24 protein-coding genes are annotated in these 25,361 nt (G+C 50.3%); 14 read left to right on the top strand and 10 right to left on the bottom strand.

Features of this window, described 5'->3' with window-relative positions:
* Positions 1-18 precede the first annotated feature (18 nt).
* Positions 19-588 carry an LON peptidase substrate-binding domain-containing protein gene (locus BUQ98_RS03540; RefSeq protein ID WP_074212520.1) on the bottom strand — a complete coding sequence of 190 codons (570 nt, stop codon included), beginning with the start codon at positions 586-588 and terminating at the stop codon, positions 19-21.
* 154 nt (positions 589-742) lie between these two features.
* Between BUQ98_RS03540 and BUQ98_RS03545 the strand changes: the two genes are divergently transcribed.
* From BUQ98_RS03545 to BUQ98_RS03560, 4 genes are all read left to right on the top strand, one after another.
* Entirely contained in the window at positions 743-1,540 is a 798-nt protein-coding gene (locus BUQ98_RS03545; RefSeq protein ID WP_074212521.1) for a MetQ/NlpA family ABC transporter substrate-binding protein, read from the top strand.
* A 174-nt stretch (positions 1,541-1,714) separates the two neighbouring features.
* Complete coding sequence (locus tag BUQ98_RS03550; RefSeq protein ID WP_074212522.1) at positions 1,715-2,929, top strand: multidrug effflux MFS transporter; 1,215 nt, start codon at positions 1,715-1,717, stop codon at positions 2,927-2,929.
* Positions 2,926-3,468 (top strand): GNAT family N-acetyltransferase, encoded by a 543-nt coding sequence (locus tag BUQ98_RS03555; protein WP_254813869.1) that lies wholly within the window; start codon positions 2,926-2,928, stop codon positions 3,466-3,468. Before BUQ98_RS03550 ends, BUQ98_RS03555 begins: the two co-directional genes overlap by 4 nt.
* A 131-nt stretch (positions 3,469-3,599) precedes the next feature.
* On the top strand, positions 3,600-4,022 hold the full coding sequence (locus BUQ98_RS03560) for a VOC family protein (RefSeq protein ID WP_074212523.1): 423 nt from the start codon (positions 3,600-3,602) through the stop codon (positions 4,020-4,022).
* Positions 4,023-4,104: 82 nt separating this feature from the next.
* On the opposite strand, the gene BUQ98_RS17125 is transcribed toward BUQ98_RS03560, so the two are convergent.
* From BUQ98_RS17125 to bioA, 3 genes are all read right to left on the bottom strand, one after another.
* Entirely contained in the window at positions 4,105-4,455 is a 351-nt protein-coding gene (locus BUQ98_RS17125; RefSeq protein WP_254813908.1) for a hypothetical protein, read from the bottom strand.
* A gap of 550 nt (positions 4,456-5,005) precedes the next feature.
* On the bottom strand, positions 5,006-7,606 hold the full coding sequence (locus BUQ98_RS03575; RefSeq protein WP_371515104.1) for a hypothetical protein: 2,601 nt from the start codon (positions 7,604-7,606) through the stop codon (positions 5,006-5,008).
* 222 nt (positions 7,607-7,828) lie between these two features.
* Positions 7,829-9,103: an adenosylmethionine--8-amino-7-oxononanoate transaminase gene (gene bioA / locus BUQ98_RS03580; RefSeq protein WP_217693637.1), complete on the bottom strand. Its 1,275-nt coding sequence runs from the start codon at positions 9,101-9,103 to the stop codon at positions 7,829-7,831.
* A gap of 108 nt (positions 9,104-9,211) precedes the next feature.
* Here bioA and bioB point away from each other — a divergent pair, with 108 nt between their 5' ends.
* From bioB to bioD, 4 genes are read left to right on the top strand one after another with little or no spacing between them, the layout of a single operon-like run.
* Positions 9,212-10,264 carry a biotin synthase BioB gene (bioB, locus tag BUQ98_RS03585; protein ID WP_074212527.1) on the top strand — a complete coding sequence of 351 codons (1,053 nt, stop codon included), beginning with the start codon at positions 9,212-9,214 and terminating at the stop codon, positions 10,262-10,264.
* A 6-nt stretch (positions 10,265-10,270) separates the two neighbouring features.
* Positions 10,271-11,485, top strand: a complete 1,215-nt coding sequence (locus BUQ98_RS03590; protein WP_074212528.1) for an 8-amino-7-oxononanoate synthase — start codon at positions 10,271-10,273, stop codon at positions 11,483-11,485.
* The gene (bioC, locus tag BUQ98_RS03595; RefSeq protein ID WP_074212529.1) at positions 11,482-12,276 is read left to right on the top strand and encodes a malonyl-ACP O-methyltransferase BioC; all 795 of its coding nucleotides are present in this window, start codon (positions 11,482-11,484) and stop codon (positions 12,274-12,276) included. Before BUQ98_RS03590 ends, bioC begins: the two co-directional genes overlap by 4 nt.
* Positions 12,269-12,943 carry a dethiobiotin synthase gene (gene bioD, locus BUQ98_RS03600; RefSeq protein WP_074212530.1) on the top strand — a complete coding sequence of 225 codons (675 nt, stop codon included), beginning with the start codon at positions 12,269-12,271 and terminating at the stop codon, positions 12,941-12,943. Before bioC ends, bioD begins: the two co-directional genes overlap by 8 nt.
* 82 nt (positions 12,944-13,025) lie before the next feature.
* Here bioD and BUQ98_RS17020 read toward each other — a convergent pair whose 3' ends face one another.
* The gene (locus BUQ98_RS17020) at positions 13,026-13,199 is read right to left on the bottom strand and encodes a hypothetical protein (RefSeq protein ID WP_175566281.1); all 174 of its coding nucleotides are present in this window, start codon (positions 13,197-13,199) and stop codon (positions 13,026-13,028) included.
* Positions 13,200-13,705: 506 nt separating this feature from the next.
* Here BUQ98_RS17020 and htpX point away from each other — a divergent pair.
* Positions 13,706-14,584: a protease HtpX gene (htpX, locus tag BUQ98_RS03605; RefSeq protein ID WP_074212531.1), complete on the top strand. Its 879-nt coding sequence runs from the start codon at positions 13,706-13,708 to the stop codon at positions 14,582-14,584.
* Positions 14,585-14,621: 37 nt separating this feature from the next.
* Here htpX and BUQ98_RS03610 read toward each other — a convergent pair whose 3' ends face one another.
* Positions 14,622-15,545 carry a DMT family transporter gene (locus BUQ98_RS03610; protein WP_074212532.1) on the bottom strand — a complete coding sequence of 308 codons (924 nt, stop codon included), beginning with the start codon at positions 15,543-15,545 and terminating at the stop codon, positions 14,622-14,624.
* Between the two features lie 147 nt (positions 15,546-15,692).
* Between BUQ98_RS03610 and BUQ98_RS03615 the strand changes: the two genes are divergently transcribed.
* Positions 15,693-16,142 (top strand): Lrp/AsnC family transcriptional regulator, encoded by a 450-nt coding sequence (locus BUQ98_RS03615; RefSeq protein ID WP_074212533.1) that lies wholly within the window; start codon positions 15,693-15,695, stop codon positions 16,140-16,142.
* A 62-nt stretch (positions 16,143-16,204) separates the two neighbouring features.
* Here the strand turns inward: BUQ98_RS03615 and trxC are convergent, their stop codons facing one another.
* Entirely contained in the window at positions 16,205-16,636 is a 432-nt protein-coding gene (trxC, locus tag BUQ98_RS03620; protein ID WP_074212534.1) for a thioredoxin TrxC, read from the bottom strand.
* Between the two features lie 139 nt (positions 16,637-16,775).
* Entirely contained in the window at positions 16,776-17,912 is a 1,137-nt protein-coding gene (locus BUQ98_RS03625; protein WP_074212535.1) for a M14 family metallopeptidase, read from the bottom strand.
* Between the two features lie 296 nt (positions 17,913-18,208).
* On the opposite strand from BUQ98_RS03625, the gene BUQ98_RS03630 reads away from it, so the two are divergent.
* The 4 genes from BUQ98_RS03630 to pgsA all read left to right on the top strand — a co-directional run bounded on the left by BUQ98_RS03630 (position 18,209) and on the right by pgsA (position 23,059).
* Positions 18,209-19,660 carry an NAD-dependent succinate-semialdehyde dehydrogenase gene (locus BUQ98_RS03630; protein ID WP_074212536.1) on the top strand — a complete coding sequence of 484 codons (1,452 nt, stop codon included), beginning with the start codon at positions 18,209-18,211 and terminating at the stop codon, positions 19,658-19,660.
* 281 nt (positions 19,661-19,941) lie between these two features.
* Positions 19,942-20,586: a UvrY/SirA/GacA family response regulator transcription factor gene (gene uvrY / locus BUQ98_RS03635; RefSeq protein ID WP_074212537.1), complete on the top strand. Its 645-nt coding sequence runs from the start codon at positions 19,942-19,944 to the stop codon at positions 20,584-20,586.
* Positions 20,587-20,616: 30 nt separating this feature from the next.
* Positions 20,617-22,452, top strand: coding sequence for an excinuclease ABC subunit UvrC (uvrC, locus tag BUQ98_RS03640; protein WP_074212538.1), 1,836 nt, complete (start codon positions 20,617-20,619; stop codon positions 22,450-22,452).
* Between the two features lie 46 nt (positions 22,453-22,498).
* Positions 22,499-23,059 (top strand): CDP-diacylglycerol--glycerol-3-phosphate 3-phosphatidyltransferase, encoded by a 561-nt coding sequence (gene pgsA, locus BUQ98_RS03645; protein WP_074212539.1) that lies wholly within the window; start codon positions 22,499-22,501, stop codon positions 23,057-23,059.
* Between the two features lie 155 nt (positions 23,060-23,214).
* On the opposite strand, the gene BUQ98_RS03650 is transcribed toward pgsA, so the two are convergent.
* The gene (locus BUQ98_RS03650) at positions 23,215-24,582 is read right to left on the bottom strand and encodes an ATP-binding protein (RefSeq protein ID WP_074212540.1); all 1,368 of its coding nucleotides are present in this window, start codon (positions 24,580-24,582) and stop codon (positions 23,215-23,217) included.
* Positions 24,583-24,585: 3 nt separating this feature from the next.
* Positions 24,586-25,260, bottom strand: coding sequence for a response regulator (locus BUQ98_RS03655; RefSeq protein ID WP_074212541.1), 675 nt, complete (start codon positions 25,258-25,260; stop codon positions 24,586-24,588).
* Between the last annotated feature and the right edge of the window lie 101 nt (positions 25,261-25,361).

Genomic DNA, 25,361 nt, shown 5'->3' on the forward strand with positions numbered 1-25,361 from the left:
CGGAGCAAAGCAATTGGATCACTCCATTTCTTGTTCAAGCAACTGGCTGATAAATTGCTTTGCTTCTTCTGCTGACTCTTGAGCAATAAACCATTGTTTTTGCGCATTAGAAAGCGGCAAAATCTCGAGCCAGCGCTGACAGCTCCAGGTTAAATCTTCGAAATGAGGTGCCTCATATTGCTCAGCGTGTTCAGGGTGAGCGGCAAAAACATGCTCTAATCCCGAAGCGATGCGACCTTTGTTTTCCGGCTCACGATGATCAACAAAATCATCATGTGGCCAGTCACTGAGGACGCGTGTTTCACCGATCCATAATCTATCTTCTGCTTGCTCAGTTGATAAGATTTCCACCCGTTGACGGCCGGCGATGGTGATCCCCAATAAACCGTCGGACAGTGTCTCGAAATCAACGATGTCGACTAAGGTGCCGTACTTGTAAAGACGCTTTCCCTGGATCATTGCCAGCACAAATCCTTCTTGATTCGCTGAGCACTCACGGACGAGGCGCAAATAACGCGGTTCAAAAATGCGCAGTTTGGCTCTACCACCTGGTAATAAAAACAGGGGCAAAGGAAACAGCTTGGTCATATTCATGCCTCCTTTTATCGATTAAACATGCCCTCCATTACGCGTAGGACGATGGATGCGATCAAGCCAGGACCATATTGCGCCAATCATATTGACATTAAGAATCGTTATGGCACTCTGGACGTCTAAATGGCCAATTAGCAAGGTAAAGGGAATGAAGATAAAACAATTCAGCGCAAGTCTCGCGATACTTCTCGCGGCGGTATTCCTCTCAGGGTGTTCCGACCAAACTGAAACCATTAAAATTGGCGCAACGGTAGGTCCCCACGCGCAAGTGGTTGAATCGGTGGCTGAACAAGCGAAAGAAGAAGGGATTGATGTTGAAGTCGTAGAGTTCTCTGATTACATTTCGCCTAATGCAGGCTTAGCGGATGGCAGCTTGGATTTAAACAGTTATCAGCATCAGCCGTTTCTTGATAATTTCAACCAAAACCATGATAGCGAGCTGGTATCGATTGGCCGTTCTATTTTAATGCGGATGGGGATTTACTCTGACAAAGTCGACAAGGTCGAGGCGTTAGCGAATGGCGCACAAATTGCGATCCCCAATGATCCCACTAATGCCGGTCGCGCGCTGTTATTGCTGGAAGACGCAGGATTGATTACGTTGGCTGACAATGTTGGCTTTAAAGCCACGCTGCAAGATGTTCAATCCAACCCTAAACAGCTCGAATTTGTGGAAGTAGAAGCGGCACAACTGCCCCGCAGTTTGCAAGATGTCGATGCCGCGGCGATCACCATGAATTATGTGATGTCATCAGGGCTTGATCCGAGCGAGCAGGGCATTTTCTTGGAATCGAAAGAAGCGCCTCTCGCCGTTATGGTGGTGGCCGCACGCAAAGACGATCAAGATAATCCGACGTATCAGCGACTAATCAGGTTATTCCAGTCCGACAAAACGCGTCAGTTTTTGCAAGATACCTTTAATGGCACCATAGAGCCTGCATTCTAATCTGTTGTCACCCAGTGAAATCGGCCAGTGCAACGCTGGCCGATGGCCAAACGTCATTATTTGTTTACCACTCATACAGTTATTACTGTTACCATAATGATCTATCGGTGATCCACAATGTGCTAGGATCGCGACGTCTACCTCCCCACATCAATAAAACGCATAGGAAACTGGATGCAATCGGCTAATCGCCCATTTAATTGGTCGCCCGTATTGCTGGCATGCCTGACCGTCAGCATTGGGCAATTCAGCATGGGCTTAGTATTTCCGTCTTTGCCCTGGATCGCCCGAGACTTTAATCTCAGCATGGATGATGTCCAACTGCTGATCTCTGCCTATCTACTCGGCTTTGGACCATCACAGTTTATCTATGGGCCTATCTCAGATGCGCTTGGTCGCCGCCGCGTGTTGTTAGCCGGTGTGTTGCTTTCACTGATTGGCTTAACCGTGATGGTGAGTTTTAGCGCCAGCTTCATTGGCCTGGTCATTGGCCGCTGCATCCAAGGAATGGGAACCGGTTGCTGTGCCGTGCTCTCCCGCGCCTTTACCCGTGACTCTTATTCCGGAGATCAACTGCCGCAAGCCATGTCATATTTGATTATGGTGGCGTCGTTGACCCCGATTGTGGCGCCCGTTATTGGCGGGTTCGTTAACCACAATCTAGGCTGGCTGGCGATCTTTATTTTGCTGATGGTGTACACCAGCTTGGTGTGGTGCGTGCTGTTTTTCCTGTTTAAAGAAAGCATGCATACTCGTTCACCGTTGCCCAATGTGAAGGTGATCCTCGGCCGTTATGGCGCACTGCTAAAAACACCGTATTTTCTCTATTTCGCCAGTATTAGCTGGGTGAATTTTACCTTGGTGATCACCACGGTGTCGCTGATGCCATTTTTAATGCAAGAGCGCATCGGTATGACCTCGGATCAATATGCGCTGTGGGCGCTTATTCCGACCTGTGGCTTATTGTTGGGTAGCGCGCTAGTTTCGCGCATTCGTCCGCGTTTGGGCACCAAGCGCATGCTGCTGATGGCACCGGTGATGCAGCTCATCTCTGCGGTTTGGTTATGGCTCACTCCGATGGATCCTTTACTGTTGATGATCGGGCAGTTCTTTATGGTGTTTGGCAACGGGATTGCGCTGCCGTGCGCCCAGTCGCAGGTGATGCAACCTTACTCTAACCAAGCCGGCACCGTCGCTGCGCTCTCCGGTGGTGGACAGATGATTATTTCCGCGTTGATGAGTATGGCGCTATTGAGTTTGGGCGTTAGCGAAGCATGGCACCTTGGTGTGGTAGTAGGCGTGCTTGCGTTACTTTCTGTAAATAATATATTTCGCGGTTTTGCGGCACCGAAAGTCAACGTCGCCAGTACCCCGAGCGAGGCATCATGACAAATACAACACTGAAAACGGGCATGTTTCCGCTGACAACCCCACGCCTGAGCATGCGGCCAATGATCAAAGCAGACTGGCCGTTGTTCCACCGTCTACACACAGACAATGCCGTCATTGCACAATGTTTTGATCCTATGCCACTGGATGAGATTGAAACCCGTTTTGAGCAACGACTCACGCCGTGGTCTCCGGACGCCAAGCATTGGTTGTGTTTGGTAATCGTAGAGACGGCGACACAAACGCCAATCGGCGTCACCGGCTTTTTGCTTGAGCAGGATGTCGCGGAAGTCGGCTATTTACTGTTGCCGCCTTATCACGGGCGTGGTTATGGGACTGAGTCTTTGCAGGCTGTCACCGATTTTGCCATCCATCATGGTGATGCGCGAATCATCAATGCGACAGTGACCGCTGGTAATCTTGCTTCGGCGCGCGTGTTAGAAAAGGTAGGGTTTCAACTCAGCCGTATTGACCCTGATGCCTTTGCAATTGGCGGTGTTTGTTACGACGACTGGATCTACACCTATACCGCAGCATGATTTACATGTTTCCCCAGACCACTGATTTTTTTTTGTTCGTTGACCTCAAGTTATCTTGAGGTTTTATCCTAGCTCTCGATGTTTAGCTTTCCAAGCTCAGTTTTCGATAGCACGGATAAAGGGAATGAATGATGACAACAATCGAACACGTAAATATTACTGTGGTAGACATGGATGCGGCGTTAGCGTTTTTGGCGGTGGCTGTCCCCGATTTTAAAGTTCGCCAAGATGCCCAGTCGCCAAAAGGATATCGTTGGGTGCATGTGGGCAATGAGCACTGCTACTTTGCACTGCAAGAGCCCAACCCAAGTTCAGAGCCCAGCATACAGCCACGCAGTACCTATAAATCTCAAGGCGTGAACCATATTGGCCTGATCATTGATGACATCGATACCATCCGCGAACGCTTGCTTGAAAAAGGGTATCAGCCAAATGGGGCAATGGCGCACGAGACTCACCGCAAGCGGATGTACTTCTATGATAAAGCCGGCTTTGAGTGGGAATTGGTCGCTTACTCATCCGACAAACCGGAAGAAAGGTACCTCTACGAGTAACATACAAAGCCGCACTGCTCGCTTTCCCAAAGAGAAAAACACCGCCCATCTTCAACGGGGCGGTGTGTTTATCCTAGCTCTATTACATCATAGCTTTTACTATAAGAGATAGGCTAGGAACAAGAAACCATCCCCAGATTCCGATGCAGTTGACCCACATAAACAACCTAAACTTTTTAGATTTAGTTGTCACTCGATGTCTTATGAACGGGTAGGCTAGCCAGTAGCCAAATAATCTAGTCCCAATAGAATAGGACATTTGATAGTTCCATCTCATATAGCCTTTTTCGTCATAGTATTTATCTAGATTCTTGGCTAACTGCTTATCGATGAAAACAATTCTTTCAATGCTTCCTAGCGAGACCATTGCGCTCATAATTACTGCAGGAACAGACCATATGATCACATATGCAGCAAATATTCCTATAATAATAGTATAAGCGTGCTCAAAAAAGTTATTCAAAGCCAATCCTCTACAAACTAACTACTCAATTCTTTAAGGTCAACAACATTTTCATAAAGGATATTCTGCAACCAAAGCTATCGATAAGCCTCATGTTACAGGAATGGCGGCTAAAGCTATACCTACCCGAATTTACATGGCTATTTTTCATTAACCTAGGGCTACAATAATTTTGCTATAAGCGCTATACATAATGTTAAAAAAAACAACCAAAATCCAATGCAATTCAACCACATAAATGCATTAAACTTCCAAGAATAAACTTTCACTCTATAACGTATAAAAGGGTACTTTAAGCAATACACCATGAATCTTGTCAAGATATTATAAGACATCATATTCTGATAATCAGAGTGAAGTTTATCGACATCTTTTGCTAACTGTTTATCAATAAAAACAATGCGTTGAGGATCTCCTAAGCTCAATACGGCTCCCGATATAGCACCTACTACACACCAAATGACAAAGTACCAAAATATGACTATTGACAATAAGGCTAAAACTAATTTAAGAGTAATCATCAAAAACTTTCCTGAATGTCTTCGAGCTGCTCTTGCCCCCACTGATAAGCAATATAAATAACATCACCGACATTCTTTCCTATAGTAGAACCAGCGATACCACCTACAGCACCACCTGCAACAAAAGCCCCTATTGAAGCAATCGCTAAGATCGGAGCAGAAGTTACACCAACAACCCCTAAAGCTAATAGTGTCCCACCGACTGCAGCATTACCCATGAAACCTCCACCGTAAATTCCACCAAAAAATCCGGCTACTTCACGAGTAGTGACTTTGCCACATTCCCCTGATCCATCGACGGAGCAGGCGTCATAAATATTCTTCACGCCACTTGCGCCACCAAGCAACAGCCCCACATAGCCGACGCCACGGGAAGCTCCAATACCGACTGCGACATTTGCCATACGTTTACCTAAATTAGGTACGATGCCTTTTGCGATAATCTCATCGGCATGATGAACGACAGAGCGCGTGGATAGTTTGAGATTGCGCTTAATTTGTGTATAGACAGGGATTTTAACGCTACGTCGAGATAATGCAGCAAAGCTTCCATCTAGTTTTTGAAATAGTGAGGCTCGCTCAGCGACAAAAGAACCATAGTTAATACCACCAACACGGCTCGCCATCGCCACCTGAGAGACGTAGAGGTGGTTAATTTCCAAAAGTATGTTATTGATATTTTTTAAATGTTGCTCAATTCCTACAGCTACAGCACCAACTCCCATGGAAGCATAAGCATATAAATCACTTGGTAAGCCATCTTTGCCTACTTTTTTCATGGCTTCGTCAGCATAAAAATCTAGCAATTCAAAGTGACGATTAACGGTGGAAACTTGCTCTTCAGTTAATTTTGCTAACTCTGTACTTGCTGCTGTTGCTTCTTCAATAAGAGCCGACAGCTTACTTCTCTGTGCTTCAGTGGATGGCTCTTTGGTTAGTACGACTACAATTTCCCCTTGACGGACAGGATTGTTCAAATGTGTATTGTATTTCGTCAAAAGCTTCTGGGTGTCGTCACTTGTATCTGAGGAAAAAAGGTTTTGCCAATAGTCGTCGAGAGGCTGAGTTTTTTCTACTTGAGTGAAGCCAAGCTCAAATTCAGTTGCAACATCAGATACCTTTTTGATATTAACAACGGTCACCTCTTTTTGGACTAATTTTTTATGATTAATAGCGACTGTTGAAGTATCAACTAAACAGCGCTCTGTATAGTCATAGTAAGTGTTCAGAGGATGATTAAATGGCTTAGGGCTCTCAGGTGGTAGCTCATAAATAGATTTCTTTTCAATCTCTTGTGGTTGCGAACCCTTCACAGTTAGCAAATCACCTACCGCCAATGACATCGGTTCAGCGTCATAATGTGGGTTCAATTCCAACAGCTGCTTAGCGGACAAGCCATATTGTTCGGCAATAGCAGGCCATGATTCACGTTGGCGGGTAGTCGGATCAAACTTTACGGTATGGGTTAATGGTTGCGCTGAGTCACCAGTTTTGTCGCTATCCGCATCTGCCGGTGAGTTGTCTCGATCAGCAACGGCTTGCTTAGGGGCGGCGAGTAAATCGCTGATAGATAGCTTTACGCCGTTTTCTGCTAGCCATTCATCATCTAAATTATCGAGCTTTTCACGAGTAATTGCTTCTTTGAGATAGACGAGGTGTTGGTCCTCGACGTTTTTTCCACCCAATTTCCAATAAACCAAAATAGCACTCTGGTGCTTGTTAAGGCCTTGGTCATGATTGAGTTTTTCATGGGTAGAACGCGTGACATAAAACTGCCACTTGCCATTGCCTAACAGCTTATATTCTTGAACAAGGCGCTTTTGGTTGAAGTGGTAATAATATCCTTCGGTCGGTAGACCGAGTCGTTCACCTAACTGAATAGATGGTGTCACCGGAATGAAGGATTCTCGGATGATACCTGAACCAATCGGCTTGACCTGCACGGTCTCAGGCACGCTGATACCCATTGACGCTGATGCTATTTTGGCAACAAGCTTTTTGGGCTCATCAAATGCACTATATGTGGTGTACTTAGTGCCATGCTCAGTGGGTGCGGTCTGCCAATCACCTATGACACCTTCTTGTTGTGTTTTGGCTAATAGGAAAGCGCAACCTACCGTTTTACGGAATGTTTTGTCTGAGCTGGCGATTTCGAAACAGTATTCGTATTTGCGCGCTGGCGGCTCATTCGAGCGGTCAGGTTTAACCGGCTCAGGTTCATATGTTTCTTCGATATTTGTTGTCGCAGCTTGCGAGCGGTTACTCGCGCTACCCGATCCACTCGCTCCCGCTGCAACATTCCCAGATTGGTTCGCTCTTGCAGAAAGAGCCGATTGGGCTTGTGGTGAAAGCGTTGTGTTAGCGCTAGGCGCAACGGACCATATCTTGTTAACGCTGTCATGCACCATCGCTGGTCGCTTCGGCGCATCGGTCAATAATACAGACTCACCGCTATCAAGCTTTTCCTTAAATTGAGAAAAGCTCACGCCATCAGGGATGATACTGCTGACGTCACGCTCGTTTAGCGTGCTGATATCGCCCTCTACCTGACTAAACTCATACGCCATAAGTTCGGTCAATCGAACTGCTTTATACCCCACGTTTTTGTCCCGGCCACCATTCATGGCGACGCATTCTACGCGTCAAACCAAATTTTTGGATAGGTTTGTTGTCATGGTTACGTTAGCTCTGGCTAATTTGTGAAGTGTGTGCAAGAACTTTGGTTGACGTTTTCTTGAATCAAACGAAGAAATTCGTGCCAGTATACATGGGATTAGATGTCGCCCCTTATTCAACGGGGCGGTGTGTGCGTCATCGACTCTCTACTCATCAAAAAATTGCTTGATTGCGGTGATCATGCCTTGGGTGAGTTGGTGGAGTTGGTCGTCGCGGATGCAGTAGGGTGGCATCACATACACCAGTTTGCCGAAGGGGCGAACCCAAATGCCTTGGGCGGTCATTAAGGGCTGAATATCGGCCAGATTTACCGGGTCGGTCAGCTCTATTACGCCAATTGCGCCAAGCACACGCACGTCCGCCACACATTCCAATGCGCGAGCGGGGGCTAAGCCGGTTTTTAGCTGCTGCTCGATATGCGCGACGGTCTGCGGCCAGTCACTTTCAAGCAAGGTATCCATGCTGGCGCAGGCCACGGCACAGGCGAGTGGATTGCCCATAAAGGTGGGGCCGTGCATAAAACAGCCTGCATCACCGCTACAGACCGTATCGGCCACATGGCGGGTGGTTAGCGTGGCAGCCAAGGTCATGTAGCCACCGGTCAGTGCTTTACCGACGCAGAGTATATCTGGACTGATCCCCGCGTGGTCGCAGGCAAATAGTTTTCCTGTTCGGCCAAAGCCAGTCGCGATTTCATCCACAATCAGCAGCACATCAAACTCATCGCACAGAGCGCGCACTTGACGCAGGTATTCGGGATGATAAAAGCGCATACCGCCTGCGCCTTGCACGATGGGTTCTAAGATCACGGCGGCCAGTTGGCCGTGATGCGCGGTGAGTGCTTCGCGCATAGGGCGCATATCGCTAGGATCCCACTCACCGTCAAAGCGGCTTTGTGGGGAAGGCACAAAATGATGCTGGGGCAGAAACCCTTTGTAGAGTTTGTGCATCGAATTATCAGGATCCGTTACCGACATGGCGGCGAACGTGTCGCCATGATAGCCATGACGCAAGGTCAAAAACTGTGCGCGTGATTCGCCGCGTCCCTGCCAATATTGCATCGCCATTTTAAGCGCTACTTCTACTGATACCGATCCTGAATCGGCCAAAAAGACTTGAGTGAGCGGGGCGGGTGAATGCGCGACTAAGCGCTCACAAAGCGATACCGCGGGCTGGTGGGTAAGACCGCCAAACATCACATGCGACATCTTATCAATTTGCTGATGCGCTGCGGCGTTCAAAGCAGGGTGGTTGTAGCCGTGAATGGCTGCCCACCATGATGACATGCCATCAATCAGAACGGTGCCATCTTCAAGATGTAGCTCGGCGCCGCTTGCGTGTGAGACGGGCAAGCAAGGCAAAGGGTCGAGCGTTGAGGTGTAGGGATGCCAGATATGTTCACGGTCAAAATGGGTGTCAATGCTCATAAATAAAACAGATGTAAACCAGTGTTATCTTGTTGTGTTGACAGGTTAACGTCTGTGGGTAGACTAGCCAAGCATTAAAACGACAACAACGGGGAAAACCGCGTGGAAATAAGACACAACTGGACCGCACAGGAAGTGCAAGCATTGTTCGATAAACCCTTTATGGATTTGCTGTTTGAAGCGCAGCAAGTGCACCGCGAATATCATCCAGCTAACCAAGTGCAAGTCAGCACGCTGTTATCGATCAAAACCGGCGCGTGTCCAGAAGATTGCAAGTATTGTCCGCAAAGTGCGCGGTATCGTACCGATGTTGAAAAAGAACGACTGATGGAAGTGGAACAGGTGCTCGAAGCGGCAGAAAAAGCCAAAGCTTCAGGCGCGACGCGCTTTTGCATGGGGGCCGCTTGGAAAAACCCCAAGCAACGCGATATGCCGTATTTGCTCGATATGATCCAAGGCGTCAAAGGATTAGGGTTGGAAACCTGCATGACACTGGGCATGTTGGATGCGGAGCAAGCCAAGACCTTGTCCGAGGCGGGTTTGGATTACTACAACCACAATCTCGATACCTCACCTGAGTTTTACGGCAACATTATTACCACGCGGACGTATCAAGAACGCCTCGATACCTTATCCAACGTGCGAGACGCGGGAATGAAGGTGTGTTCCGGCGGCATTATTGGGCTGGGTGAAAGTGCCCGCGATCGCGCTGGTCTGCTGGTCGAGCTGGCCAATATGCCTGCTCACCCAGAAAGCGTACCAATCAACATGCTGGTTAAAGTAAAGGGCACACCGCTTGAGAACGTCGATGACGTCGACCCGTTCGATTTTGTCCGCATTATTGCGGTGGCGCGGATCATGATGCCCAAATCGGCAGTGCGGCTGTCTGCCGGCCGCGAAGACATGAACGAGCAAATGCAAACCTTGTGCTTTATGGCTGGCGCGAACTCGATCTTCTACGGCTGCAAGCTGTTGACCACACCAAACCCTGACGAAGACGCGGATATGCAGCTATTTAAAAAGCTGGGTATTAATCGCGAAGCGGTCAGCCAAAAGCCCGATCAAGTCACTGAGCACGACTTACTTGAGCAAGTGGCCGAGCGAGTCGCAGCGCGCCCGCAAGAGGGCGATTTGTTCTACGACGCCAGTGTCTAAATCCCCATGACTGATACAACATCAGCGCTGATCCGCCGTTATCAGGATGAACTGGCCGCACGTCAGCAACAAGGCTTATGGCGGCAAAGTGGTGACAATGCTGTCGCCGAGTCATGGCGCAACTTTGCGGGGAATGATTACTTGGGCCTTGCGCAAGACCCACGACTGGTGAAAAGGGCGCAGCAGCACCTTGAACGTTGGGGGGTGGGCGCAACGGCCTCGCCGGTGGTATCCGGTTTTACCGCGGCGCATCAATCCCTTTGTGATCAGCTGTGTGACTGGCTCGGTTACTCGCAAGCGCTACTGTTTAACAGTGGTTTTGCCGCCAACCAAGCCTTGCTCTTTACGCTGTTAGGTAAAGACGATGTCTTGTTTCAAGACAAACTCAACCATGCCTCCTTGATTGAGGCTGGCGTATTGAGCCCTGCCACACAGCGTCGTTTTCGTCATAACGACATGGCACACCTTTGCCAGCTGCTGGCCAAGCAGACTCATCCATCGGCATCGCTGATTGTCTCAGAAGGGGTATTCAGCATGGATGGCGATATATCGCTAACCGAAAGACTTGCCGCGATTGCCAACCAATCGGGGACGCTCTGGGCACTGGATGATGCGCATGGGATTGGCGTGTTAGGGCAAGAAGGTGAGGGCAGTATCAGTCGTGGCGCACGGCCGGATATTTTAATCGTGACGTTTGGAAAAGCCTTAGGTGTCGCAGGAGCGGCAGTGCTGGCCTCTCCCACCATTATTGATTATTTGCGTCAGTTCGCGCGCCATTATGTGTATTCGACCGCCATGCCACCTGCGCAAGCGGCACTCATTGAGGATGCGATTAAGCTGGCACGAACAGAGAATTGGCGGCGAGAAACACTCAGCGCCCATGCCGAACAGCTAGCGCAAGGCCTCCACGACTGGTTAGAGACGACGTCTGCTTTCGAACCGCACGCTGGTAATAGGCAGCCTTTACCGCAACTGCTCGCGACACCTAGCCCGATAAAACCGCTGATTATCGGCGATTTGGCAGCGTTACAGCAGGTGAATCACGCTTTGATGAAGGCGCACATTCGGGTGGGGGCGATTCGGCCTCCGACTGTACCTGCCAATACCGCACGCCTGCGGATCAGCTTGTCGGCACAGCATCAAAAAACAGATATCACCGCACTGATTGAGGCGCTTAAGCCGGTATTAGCATGTGACAAAGCGTGCGAGGTGACGCCATGACCGTCGCCGATAAACAAGCGATTGCCAGAGCGTTTGGCCGAGCCGCGCCCCATTATGATGACAGTGCGACGCTGCAGCGCCGAGTGGGTCAGCGCCTGATGGCGTTCGCCAAGCACGATCGGCGTGATATGCGTGAGGGGACCGTGTTGGATGTCGGCTGTGGTACAGGTTACTTTGCTCAGCGGTGGCTCACTCAAGCCAAGACAGTGATTGGACTGGATCTCAGTGCCCCCATGCTAGCCACTGCAAAAGCGCGCTGCGGTGATGCCATGCTAGGCCTACAAGCAGATGCGGAGCATTTGCCGCTGGCCGATAACAGTGTCGATCTGGCATTTAGCTCGTTAGCACTGCAATGGTGTGACGATTTGCACGTGCCATTGGCGGAGCTGAGTCGGGTCGTTAAACCCGGTGGGCAAATTTTGGTTTCAACCCTCCTTGCCGGTTCGTTGTGTGAACTCGACAGCGCGTGGCAACAAGCATGCGGTGCGTCACGGGTGAACCGGTTTATTTCGTTGTCGTCGTTACAGCAGGCAACCCAAACCGCTGGGCTTGCGCATGCCACTATTTATCAGCAGAGCGAGCAGCTGACTTTTGCCAATGCCCATGCGGTGATGAAAAGCTTAAAAGGCATTGGTGCAACCTACCGTCCGCAAGGCGTGGGGCAGCAAGGGCTGGCGACAAGAGCGCAGTTTAGCGCGGTAGAAAAGGCGTATCAGCGTTTTGCTCTTGCCGCCGACACCTTACCGGCGACCTATCAAATTGGCTACATAGTGATTCACCATCATGCATGACAGTTATTTTATTACCGGCACCGACACCGAAGTTGGGAAAACCTACGTTACTGCGGCGCTGTTGCAAGCTTTTATCGCACAGGGTCATCAAGCGGTGGGCTATAAACCTGTTGCGGCTGGTGCCGATTTAGCCCCCGACCACCAACTAAATAGTGACGCTGTCACTTTAAAGCGTGCCAGTGCGATTGCATTGCCGTATGCCGCTATCAATCCAGTGTTGTTAGAAACGCCGTGTTCGCCGCACTGGGCAGCTGCGTTAGCCAATACGCCGATTGATACCCAGACACTTAGCGACGGGTTAGCGCATTTAAAACAGCAGGCCAATCCGGTATTGGTAGAGGGCGCCGGCGGTTGGCAAGTGCCACTGAGTGAGACTGAAACGCTGGCCGATTGGGTCGTCGCGCATCAATTACCGGTGATCATGGTGGTGGGCATTAAACTCGGCTGCTTAAATCATGCCTTACTCACCGCCGAGGCGATTCGTGCGCGCGGGCTTACATTGGCAGGCTGGGTGGCGAATGCGGTTGACCCTGACGCGCAGCACAGCGAGGAAATGGTGCGTTATCTTGATGCGCATTTAGATGCGCCTTGTCTGGGATACTTACCGTTTGATGCCGAAGCCTCGCCAGAACAATGCGCGAGCTACTTAGATATTAAGCCGTTGTAAATATATTGCGAGAATGTAGCGTTCAAAAAAGCCAGCGCTGTGCTGGCTTTTGTCTATTCAGGTAGTCAGTGCGGGTAGACAATTACTTCTGGTCGTCTCGAACACCCATTAGGCTTTGCTGAACCTCGGCCATCTGGCGCGCTGCTGACGCGTCATCCGACGCTAACCCAAGCTCTGAGCAGGCTTCATCGAAGCTCATGCCGAGATGACAGGTTAAGATGTCGATAGCGACTCGGTAGTTTTCTTGCTCTGCCATGGTCTCACTCCATTGATAACGCGTTGCGTTGTTAACGATGCGCTTGTCACCTTTGGTGGTTGCAAGCGTGATAGTTGAAATGACGCTTTATTGTCCATCGGCCCATTGCTGTGTTGGCTCGTGTCGCGCAGCAGCGTCATAGTTTTAAACGGCTGCGCATAAACTAGCCTGAGTAAACGGCAATGGCAACTCGACCAAAGTCTATACTGGGTGGTTTTTGTCTTTTTTATTGGGCTTTTATGTCTCGATGATTGTTAAATCTTTGAATGGATTGTTAAAAATGGCACGTTGCGTTGCATCACAATTTATTTAGATCAGATAGGAATAACGTGCCACACTAACTGGTCAGCGGAGTCGCGTTGCGATCCATTCCCCGTGGGCTGATTCAATCATTTTATTCGTAACAAATTGCATCAAAGGATTGTTTTTATCTTTAATGCCCATACTATTTTTATCATTACAACAAATAAGCGCTAAACACTGGGTTTAAGCGACGGAGACACACCATGAAACGCATAGGATTATTTCTCGCTACCAACCTCGCGGTGCTGGTCGTATTTAGTATTGTGCTGAATATCATTTATGCCGTGACAGGCATGCAGCCGGGGAGTTTGTCTGGGTTGCTGGTACTGGCAGCGGTATTCGGTTTCGGCGGCTCCATCATTTCCTTATTGATGTCAAAATCAATGGCATTGCGCTCAGTGGGGGCGCAAGTGATTGAGCATCCACGCAATGAAACTGAGCACTGGTTGATGAACACCGTGAGTCAGCAAGCGCAGCGTGCTGGTATTGGTATGCCAACGGTAGCGGTATACAACTCGCCTGACATCAACGCCTTTGCCACTGGTGCGAAGCGCAATGATTCCGTGGTCGCGGTATCGACCGGCTTGCTACAAAATATGACTCGTGATGAAGCTGAAGCGGTACTGGCGCACGAAGTGAGCCACATTGCCAATGGTGACATGGTCACCATGACTTTAATGCAAGGGGTGGTGAACACCTTCGTGATCTTTATTTCTCGTGTGATCGCGGGCGCGGTCAGTGGCATGAACAATAATGAAGAAAGTGAAGGCGGCGGCAACTGGATGATGTACTTCCTCATCTCCTCGGTTCTGGAAATTGTGTTTGGCATTCTGGCCAGCATCCTGACCATGTGGTTTAGCCGTCATCGCGAATTCCGCGCCGATGCTGGCTCGGCGCAGCTGGTGGGCAAACAGAAAATGATTGCGGCGCTGGAGCGTTTAAAAGTCAGCCATGAGCCGAAATTGGAAGGCTCAATGATGGCATTTGGCATCAACGGTAAGAAAACGTTGAGTGAGCTATTTATGACTCACCCTCCGTTAGATAAACGCATTGATGCATTACGTCGTGGCGATCATCTTTAAACGCTACGTTGGGTGTGAATTTAACACTTAAACAATCTTAGGCGGCCTGTGGGCCGCTTTTTGTTTGTGCGCGACGCCACTTTATCCCTTCACTGGCGAGCACCGCACCCAATACAATCAATGACATTGCCACCACGGTAAGCGCACTGACGGTTTCCGAGAACACGGGGATCGCGATCAGTGCGGCCACCACGGGCGTGAATGCGCCTATTGCGGCACTCATTTCTGCGCCCAAACGGCGAATCGCAAACGCATAGCTGTAATTGGCAATGATCCCCACGCCCAAGCCTTGCGCCAGCACATGGTAGCCCAGCTCGCCGAGAGGGGCTTGGAGCAGGTTAAACGAGATAAGCCCGCTCATCGCGCCCACGGGCAGCAGCAAGACGGCTGACATCGCTAATACCGCCCCGGCTTCTGCGGCATTTAAGCCCGTGACACGCACGCCAATGGTAAACCACGCCCAACTGATGCTGGCTGCGAGCAAAATCAAATGGCCTTGGGTGACGCTCCACGGTGAGAAGAACAGCGAATGCCACAAAAACGCGCCAATGCCGATCACGATCAGCCCAATCCCTAATCGCCGTCCCACCGAGAGCGACTCGCCATAAACGCCCCAAGCAATGGCGGAGACAAACAGTGGCAAGATCCCAGGAATTAACGAGGCGCCATCGGCGACAGGGGCAAATTGCATACCTGTCGCGGCAAGCAGATAAAACGGTAAACCCGCCCCAAAAGCAATCGCAAACAGATAGCGTTTGCGCACGGCAAAAATATGGCGCACACGATGACGGCTCAGCCAACCAAATAGCAGGGCCGCAGGCAAAAAGCGCAGTAGGGCAATATCGCCACTGGTTAACACCGACTGGCTGGCTTGACGCAATGATATAAACAGGCTCGCCCAAATGGTCACAGTGACAAGCATGGCGGCGAGGCCTAATAAACGTTGAGAGGAGGCAGGCATGGTTGATTACTTCCTTGATAATGGATGCAGTTAGTGTGGCAGCGTCAAGGGAGGGATTGGTGGCAAATTAACGGGTAGTTTCATCCTCTATTAGTGGTTATCATCGGTTAATGGTAAATAATTGATGAAAATTACCAAGGAGAGGGTTTGGACAGTAAAGACAAAGCCATTCTGGCGCTGTTACAAGACGATGCGCGCCGCACCACGGCGGAAATCGCTGATGCCGTTGGGTTGTCGTTTTCGCCTTGTGCAAGACGAATCAAAAAGCTGGAAGCCGATGGGGTGATAGCGTCCTATCAGGTCACGCTCGACCGCCAACGGATTGGGCTTAACATGACCTTTTTTGTCAACGTGAGTTTGAGCAATCACCGAGAAGAGGCGATTGTTACCTTCGAGCACGCACTGGTGGAAATGGATGAAGTCATCAACGGCCACGTGATCTCAGGTACTTATGACTATCTATTGGAAGTGGTGACGCGAGATTTACCGCACTACGAAGCCTTTATGCGCCAGTTACAGACCCTGGCGATGGTTAAAGACATCAATACCAATGTGGCGATCCGTGCGGTAAAACAAGGCGCGGCGCTGAAGGTATAGCGCCGCGCTATTATTGTGAAATGATGGTTAGCGAATAGCGAATAGCGAATAGCGAATAGCGATTAGCTAAGGTGCTGGCTCAACCAGTCGCTAAAGGCATTTTGTGGCAGGGCACCGTTGAGTACGTCAACGCGCTCGCCGTTTTTAAATACCATTAGCGTCGGAATGCTACGAATACGATATTGCGCCGCCAATGCTTGCTGCGCTTCGGTATCGATTTTAACAAAACGTGCGCGGCCTTCTTCTTGCTCGGCCACTGCCGAAAAGGCAGGCGCGAAGCTTTGGCATGGGCCACACCACGGGGCCCAAAAATCGACCACGACAGGCACATCGCTATTTAGCAACGCGTTAAAGTTTTCGCTGGTGCCCTCAATCGGTTTACCGTCCAGCACATCCGACTGACACTTGCCGCATTTGGGCGCGTCATTTACCCGCTCGCTTGGAATGCGGTTCATGGCTTGGCAGTGAGGGCAGCGTGAGGTCAAGGTTGTCATTGGGTTTCCTCGTTGAATTATTTGTGTCTAATATAAGCGGGTGACGTCGCTCGCCCAAGTTGAAATTATCAATCACTCAAATAGAAAAAGCCGATGACAAGGCACCGGCTTTCATCACGCGTTATCGATTCAGTGCGCGCTAGAGTGCATCCACCACATTGAGGATGGCACTGAGCATATCGCGACCGAAGGCTTGGCTGCGCGCAGGTGACCAACCAAAATCCGGGTCCGGTTGGTCGTTATGATCTTTAAATGGCATTTCAACCGTGTACGACAAGCATTTAAAACGCTCACCAATCCAGTTTGAGCCCACGGTCAGATTGGCCTTGCCAGGTGCGTCTTTGTCATATCCGTGCTCGTCTTGGAACTCTGGCGTCACGGTGAGCAGGGCGCGCTTAAACCTGTCCTCTAAATCCGCCATACGCGCATCGTAAGAAGGGATCCCCTCGCAACCGGCCACAAAGTTATACGGAATCGCCTCATCACCGTGGATATCGAGGCACATTTTCACCCCTGTTTGCTCCATACGCGCACGAACATGATACACCTCGGGGCTGCGCTCAAGCGTAGGGGCTTGCCATTCTCGGTTCAAGTTGGCGCCCACCGCATTGGTGCGCAAGTGGCCGCGCACGCTGCCGTCGGGGTTCATATTGGGCACCACGTAAACGTCGGCCTTTTCCAACACCGCACGGGCAGTGGTGTCGGTGTCGTCAAGCAATCGGTCGAGCAGCCCCTCGATAAACCATTCCGCCATGGTTTCGCCTGGGTGTTGGCGAGCAATCAGCCAAATCGGCGTTTTTTCCTGCGCAGACTCACTGAGCTCTGAGCGGATTTTCAAAAGACTGATGTCACGACCATCCAAGGTCTGGCCGAGGGTTTCTAGCTGACATTGTGGATAGGTCTGCGCTTGGTGAATTAAATCCAGGTGGCGCTCATAGCTATACGGCGCGAAGTAGGCGAAATACATCGAACCATGTTGCGGCGTTACGTTAATGGTCAAGGTGTCGCCGTCAAATTCGGTGGGGACGCGGAACCAGGTATCGCGATCGTAAGAGGCAACGGCTTGATAATCGCTCCAACCTTCAGGATAGGCCGAGCCTGCCAGTTGCTGAATATGCAGTGTGTGAGCCTGATTGACTTGCGCCTCTAAGCGAAAGTGGAACCACTGATAAAACTCAGACTGATTGTCGTGGTGAATGGCAAGTTGAATGTTGTTGATGTCGTCATCGTTAACAACGCGAATATTCCCGCTGTCGAACTGGCTAAAAATACGCATAGAGCATCCTTTATCGGTTTGAGAGGCCAGCTGTGTTTGCACCTGAGGGTCAGCCTTATGTTGTAAAACCGAGCGTGACTGTCTGATTAGCAACGAACCGAGTCACCCATTGTCTTCATTGACGAGCTCGCCACAGACTATCTAATCACGTAGGCAAGATGGCTTTACTGGCTTATTATTAACAGTATTGCGCCTTATCTTGTCGTACTGTGTCTTAGCTGGCAAGGTGCCCTTATCACGCTATGACCATCTTTTTCCTCAAAGATTATCTTTTCCTCAACAAATAAGGAGCCACTATGCATTTGCAGGATCCTGAGCTTTTAAAAACACAGGCACTGATCAATGGGAAGTGGGTCGATGCCGATAGCCAACAAACCCGCGCAGTGACTAATCCTGCGAACGGGGAGCACTTGGCGACGGTACCTAATATGGGGGCGGAGGAAACCAGCCGCGCCATTGATGCCGCGGATGCGGCGCTACCCGAATGGCGAGATTTAACCGCCAAAGCGCGGGCTGACGTGCTTTATCGCTGGTACGAGCTGATGCTCGAGCACAAGGATGATTTAGCCGCAATCATGACGGCTGAGCAAGGCAAGCCGTTAAAAGAAGCCGCGGGCGAGATCCAATACGCGGCCTCGTTTTTACAGTGGTTTGCAGAAGAAGCGAAGCGAGTGTATGGCGCGACCATTCCCGCGGAGCAAGCGGATAAGCGTATTTCCGTGATCAAGCAGCCGATTGGCGTGACCGCGGCGATTACCCCGTGGAACTTTCCAGCGGCGATGATTACCCGTAAAGCGGCCGCAGCATTGGCGGCGGGTTGTACTATGGTGGTGAAGCCTGCCAGTGACACGCCGCTATCGGCACTGGCCCTCGGTGAACTCGCGTTGCGAGCCGGTCTGCCAGCTGGAGTGATCAGTGTGGTGACCGGGGCGTCGGGCCCCATCGGTGATACCTTATGTGCTGACAGACGCGTCCGTAAGCTCTCGTTTACCGGCTCGACCGAAATCGGTGCACAGTTGATGGAAAAATGCGCCCCGACCATTAAAAAGCTTTCGCTGGAGCTGGGCGGCAATGCGCCTTTCATTGTGTTTAATGACGCCGATATTGATGCCGCGGTTGAAGGTGCCGTGGCGGCGAAGTTTCGTAACGCAGGGCAAACCTGTGTCTGTGTGAACCGCATCTATGTGCAAGCGGGTGTGTATGAAGCCTTTGCAGAGAAGTTTATTAAGGCGGTGAGCCAATTGCAGGTGGGTAAAGGCACCGACGACGGCGTAGATATCGGCCCGCTCATCAATAAGGGGGCAATGGACAAAGTGAATGCCCACCTGGACGATGCCAAGCAAAAAGGTGCCGCGATTGAGCTGGGTGGCGCGTGCCCTGAGCTGGGTGAAAACTATACTCAACCGGCGGTGATTAAATACGCGACCCCAGCGATGCGGATAGCCAAAGAAGAGACCTTCGGCCCCGTGGCACCGCTGTTTTCTTTTGAAGAAGAAGCGGACGCCATCGCCATGGCCAATGACACCGAATTTGGGTTAGCGTCTTACTTTTATGCCAAAGACATCAGCCGGGTGCACCGTGTTGCCGAAGCGCTGGAATATGGCATGGTAGGGATCAACACTGGCCTGATTTCGACCGCGGTCGCGCCTTTCGGTGGAGTGAAGCAATCGGGCCTTGGCCGTGAGGGCTCACACTGGGGACTCGATGAATACCTAGAAATGAAGTACTTATGCTTAAGCCTGTCTTAGTCTGTGTGTTTGCCCCGCGAAGTGTTAAGAATTTCTGACACGTAAAGCGGGTTTTACGCTGTTTATTGCAGTCAACTTGCCTCGAACGTCACCAAATTGGTGATAATTCAGTCAAGTTGGCTGTTTTTTGGCGGCTTAGTGTATGAATATTTGCATTTGCACACATCTGCTCTGTTGTTGGCTTTTCATCCGTGGTAAAACTCAAGTAATATGCGTAAGAGAAGTCCAACCGTTGCCTTGATGCAGCATGTTGGCGAACCAAACCAAGTGGAGATACAAGTTTGATCAATGTGTTCCTTGTAGATGATCACGAGCTGGTTCGCACAGGGATTCGACGTCTTTTAGAAGACGTTCGTGGCATAAAAGTGGTAGGGGAAGCCGACAGCGGTGAAGCCGCACTCAAATGGTGCCGGCAGAATCACGCCGATATTGTCCTAATGGACATGAATATGCCAGGTATCGGGGGGTTGGAGGCCACACGTAAGTTGCTTCGTTACTCGCCGGATGCCAAGATTATTGTGCTCACGATCCATACAGAAAACCCGTTCCCCACCAAGGTGATGCAAGCGGGAGCCGCGGGTTATTTGACCAAAGGAGCCGGTGCCGATGAAGTGGTGAATGCAATCCGCATGGTCAATAGCGGCCAGCGTTATATCTCACCGGACATTGCCCAGCAAATGGCGCTTAGTCAGTTCTCTGCCTCTTCTGATAATCCTTTCAAAGAGCTGTCAGAGCGCGAATTGCAGATCATGCTGATGATCACCAAAGGGCAAAAAGTGACTGATATTTCTGAGCAGTTAAGTCTGAGTCCGAAAACGGTGAACAGCTACCGCTACCGATTATTTAGTAAACTGGATATCAACGGTGATGTGGAATTAACCCACCTTGCTATTCGCCACGGCATGTTAGATACCGAAACGCTTTAACATGGCGTAAAAGTAGTACGAGATCGCGCAGTGCCTAACTCCTTCGATGCTAAAAGTTTTCTGAAAACGGTGCCTCACCAGCCGGGTGTTTATCGCATGATGAACGCGGCGGGTGAGATCATCTACGTGGGTAAAGCTAAAGATCTTAGCAAGCGTTTGGCGAGCTATTTTCGGATACAAGTGTCGAGCGAGAAAACCAAAGCATTGGTTCGTCACATTGCCGATGTGGAAGTGACGGTGACTCACTCAGAAACCGAAGCACTGATCCTTGAGCACAACCTAATTAAGCAGCATCTGCCGAAGTATAATGTGCTACTGCGCGATGATAAATCCTATCCCTACATCTATCTGAGTGGGCACGAACATCCACGTTTAGCTATCCACCGTGGCGCGAAAAAGAAAAAGGGCGAATATTTTGGCCCCTTTCCAGACGCCAATGCGGTGCGTAAAAGCCTGCACTTATTGCAGAAAATATTCCCCGTTCGCCAATGTGAAGACTCGGTATATGCCAACCGCAGCCGTCCTTGCTTGATGTACCAAATTGGTCGCTGCTCCGGCCCTTGTGTGCCAGGGCTGATCAGTGATGACGATTACGCCGAGCAAGTCAATTTCGCTCGTCTGTTTTTACAAGGCAAAGACCGCGAAGTGATCGACAGCTTGGTGACCAAGATGGAAACCGCCAGCCAACAGCTGCAATTTGAAAAGGCGGCGGAATACCGCGACCAGATTCAAGCGTTACGCCGCGTGCAAGAGCAGCAATTTGTCTCGCAAGACAGTGATGATGACATCGACGTTATCGGCTTTGCATTGGAAAACGGGGTGGCCTGTATTCATGTGCTCTTCCTGCGCCAAGGGAAGGTGCTGGGTAGTCGCAGCCATTTTCCCAAAATGCCGGCAGAAACCGACCCTGGTGAAGTGGTCTCCAGCTTTGTGAGCCAGTTTTACCTGGCGCAAGCGGAAGGGCGCACCATTCCAAGCCATATCCTGATTTCCGATGATATCGGTGACGACCTTGGCTGGCTGTCGAATACCTTGAGTGAAATTGCCGGTCGTAATGTGCGCCTACAAAGCCGACCACGCGGGGCCAGAGCCCGCTTTTTGAAGCTGGCCAATACCAATGCGCGCACTGCTTTGACCAGTAAGATCAACCATCGAATGACTATCCAGAATCGTTATCAAGCGCTGCAAGAAACCCTAGGCTTAGAGCCAGTTAAGCGGATGGAGTGCTTTGATATCAGCCACACTATGGGCGAGAAAACGGTCGCCTCCTGCGTGGTGTTCAACCCAGAGGGGCCGCTGAAAAAAGAGTATCGCCGTTACAACATTGAAGGGATCACCGGTGGCGATGATTATGCCGCGATGGCGCAGGTACTGACGCGCCGTTACAGCAAGCAAGTCGAGCCAGAAAAAATCCCTGATATTATTGTAATTGATGGCGGTAAGGGTCAGCTAAATCGTGCCTGGGAAGTGCTTAGCCCCTTAATTGCTGACTGGCCGATTAATCCCTTAATTCTGGGTGTGGCTAAAGGTACCAGCCGTCGGCCCGGGCTAGAAACTTTAATAAAGGTGTCAGGAGAAGAATTCTCGCTGCCGTCTGACTCACCAGCGTTGCACCTTATTCAGCATATTCGTGATGAAAGCCATGACCACGCCATTGCCGGACACCGTGCCGCTCGCGGAAAAGCGCGCAAACAAAGTGTACTCACTCAAATTGAAGGGGTGGGCCCTAAACGTCGTCAGGCCCTGCTGAAATATTTGGGGGGGATCCAAGAACTGAAAAATGCCAGTGCTGAAGAAATCGCCAAGGTCCCAGGGATCAGTGCCACATTGGCAGAGAAAATTCATTCCTCATTGCAAGGTTACTAGCAATGGGGCAACATAACCGGGTTAACCCTAAAATAAAAAGCTGAGCATGCGTCTAAATATACCTACTATCTTGACCTTTTTGCGCATTGCGCTGATCCCGGTCTTTGTGATTGCCTATTATCTTCCCTATGCTTGGGCACCGTTTGCGGCGGCACTGATTTTTATCATTGCGGGCGCGACCGATTGGTTAGATGGCTATTTAGCGCGTCGTCTTAAGCAGTCTACCCGGTTTGGCGCTTTTTTGGATCCGGTTGCAGATAAAGTGATGGTGGCGATCGCCATGGTATTGATCGTAGAGCATTATTCCTCGGTGTGGGTGACGATCCCCGCAGCGACTATGATCGCGCGTGAAGTGATTATTTCAGCTCTGCGTGAGTGGATGGCCGAAATCGGCAAACGTGCCAGTGTGGCGGTATCTTGGGTGGGTAAATTTAAAACCGGCTCGCAAATGTTCGCGCTGACTATGCTGTTATGGCATGGCGCGCCTTGGATTGAATGGTTAGGCTATATCGCGCTATATGCAGCGACAGGCCTCACTTACTGGTCCATGTATCAATATATGATGGCAGCCAAAGACGATTTGCTCGCCGACCCGGAAGAGGAATGAACCGCGGCGCTCAGCAAACGCATTCACGCCTGTTACGTACTCCTAAAAACGCAGCCACTATTTGGCTATTTGGGCTGCGTTTTTTGTTTGCTGCTGGTGGTCGAGCGAGACTATCTGTTTGTTGGCGTCGCGCTTAAGCTGACCGTCTGGCTTAGCTAGCGCTTGGGAATGGTCAGCACAAACGCCGCCCCTTGCAGCGGTGAATCGCTGGCGTGGATGTTGCCATCATAACTGGCAATGATTTCATCGCACACTGCTAACCCAATGCCGGTGCCGGGGTTGAGCTGATCGGCACGCACACCACGCTGGAATATGCTTTCTCGATATCGCTCTGGCACCCCGGGGCCGTCATCTTCAATCGCCAATTGCCACACTTCGCCGTGATCGTCGAGCCGAATTTGAACTGTTTCAAGGCAAAACCGATAGGCGTTTTCCAGTAAGTTACCTAGTAACTCCATCAAATCACTCCGATGAATGGGCAAGGATGCATTCTCATTAAACATTCGCACAACCGTGACAGGCTTATCCCGATAAGCTTTATCTAACATGCCTGTCAGGCTATCGATCGGTGCGGTCAGTGGGCTATCTTCACGTTTCAGTCCACATTGCCCCACCAATGCGCGTTTGAGCTGGTATTGCACCATGTCATCCATTTGGCTGACCTGCTCTAAAATCCGCTTATTCAGCTGCTCGCGCGACAGATGATTATCATCGAGTAGGGCATTGGTGGCGGATAAACGCGTTTTTAAGCTGTGCGCCAAATCATCCATGGCGTGGCGATAACGGGATTTTTGCTTTTCTCGTTGAGTGATCATCCGGTTAAGCGCCTGAGTCACATCTTGCAGCTCGTCAGGGTAATCATTGTCTAGCGTTTGTCGGCGTGACTCAGTAATCGCAATCAGTTCTTTCGCTAACCGGCGCAATGGCAAAAAGCTCCAATGACAGGCGGCCACCACCAATGCTGAAGCAGAAAAAAATAGCAAGCTGATATAAAACCAGGTCTCTGCTTCTAAATCGGCTAACTGTTGTTTTTGTTTGTCCACGTTGCGCAGTACAAATAAGCGATTATCGCTGTTGTCAGGCTGCTTATCGGAAGACAGGCGTTGAGCAACCACATTAAAACCGGCAATAGAAAGGTATTGCGGTTTTTTGGTCAGATCAGGCAACAGGGAGCAAATATCATCAATATCAAAGGCACGAACATCTCGCGACGTCCAAAGCGTATGTTTATCTTTAGTACAAAGAATAGACATATAGTCGCTGCTAGAGGGATCCAACGATTGGATCCACGCCGTGAGCTCGTCAGCTTGGATCAGTCCGTCTTTACTCAATTGTGCCATGACCATCGGAACCTGTGAGGCCAGATCCCGAGAGTAGGACGCCATTGAGTTTTGCTGATACAACTTATTAATCAACGCCGCGAGCGCAATCGAGAAAAGAAGAATAATGCCAATGGAGGTAGCGAGTACGCGCGTACGGAGCCGTGGCCGACAACGGCACAAGGTGATATGACTTAACTTCATGGTTTACTCAGCTTGAATGTCGAAAAGGTACCCTTGACCTCGCACGGTCGATATCGGGTTGTCATGGCCGGATTGGATCAGCTTTTTACGCAGACGACTGATCATCACCTCAATGGTGTTAGGGTCGCCATCTTGGTCATGATACAGCACATCGAGCAAGCGTTGCTTAGAGATCACTTCGCGACTGTGACGAATCAGGTACTCAAACAAATCGTACTCAAAGGCGGTGAGCTCCAGTGCTTGCCCGTTGACGGTGACCGATTTCGCCAACAAATCTAACTCGATATCGCCAGCGGTGATAGTGGGCTTCACAAAACCAGCACTGCGACGCACCAATGCGTTTAATCGCGCCACCAGTTCCGGTTTTTGAAACGGCTTTACTAAATAATCATCCGCGCCGGCATCTAAGCCCGTGACCTTATCTTGCCAGTTGGCGCGCGCGGTAAGCACCAAAATCGGCAGGCGCAGCCCTTTGGCGCGAATATCACGGATCAGGCTAATCCCATCTTGATCGGGTAAACCGAGATCAACAATAGCAATATCATTGGGGTATTGGTCAGCGTAATAAAGCCCTTCGCTGGCGGTGCTGGCACAGCGAACATGGTGGCCGAGTTCACTGAGTTCGGTGTTCAGGTGATGACTTAAAATCGAGTCATCTTCAATAATGAGTACCTGCATAAAAGCCCCTGTAAAACAAAAAAGCGCCCGAGATGGACGCCTTTATTATAGGTTTGATTAACTGAATTTTGGCTGACTCAGCGCTCGTCTCTCGCGTGACG

Origin of the sequence: Salinivibrio sp. ES.052, from assembly GCF_900141775.1 — a bacterium.
GTDB lineage: Bacteria > Pseudomonadota > Gammaproteobacteria > Enterobacterales > Vibrionaceae > Salinivibrio.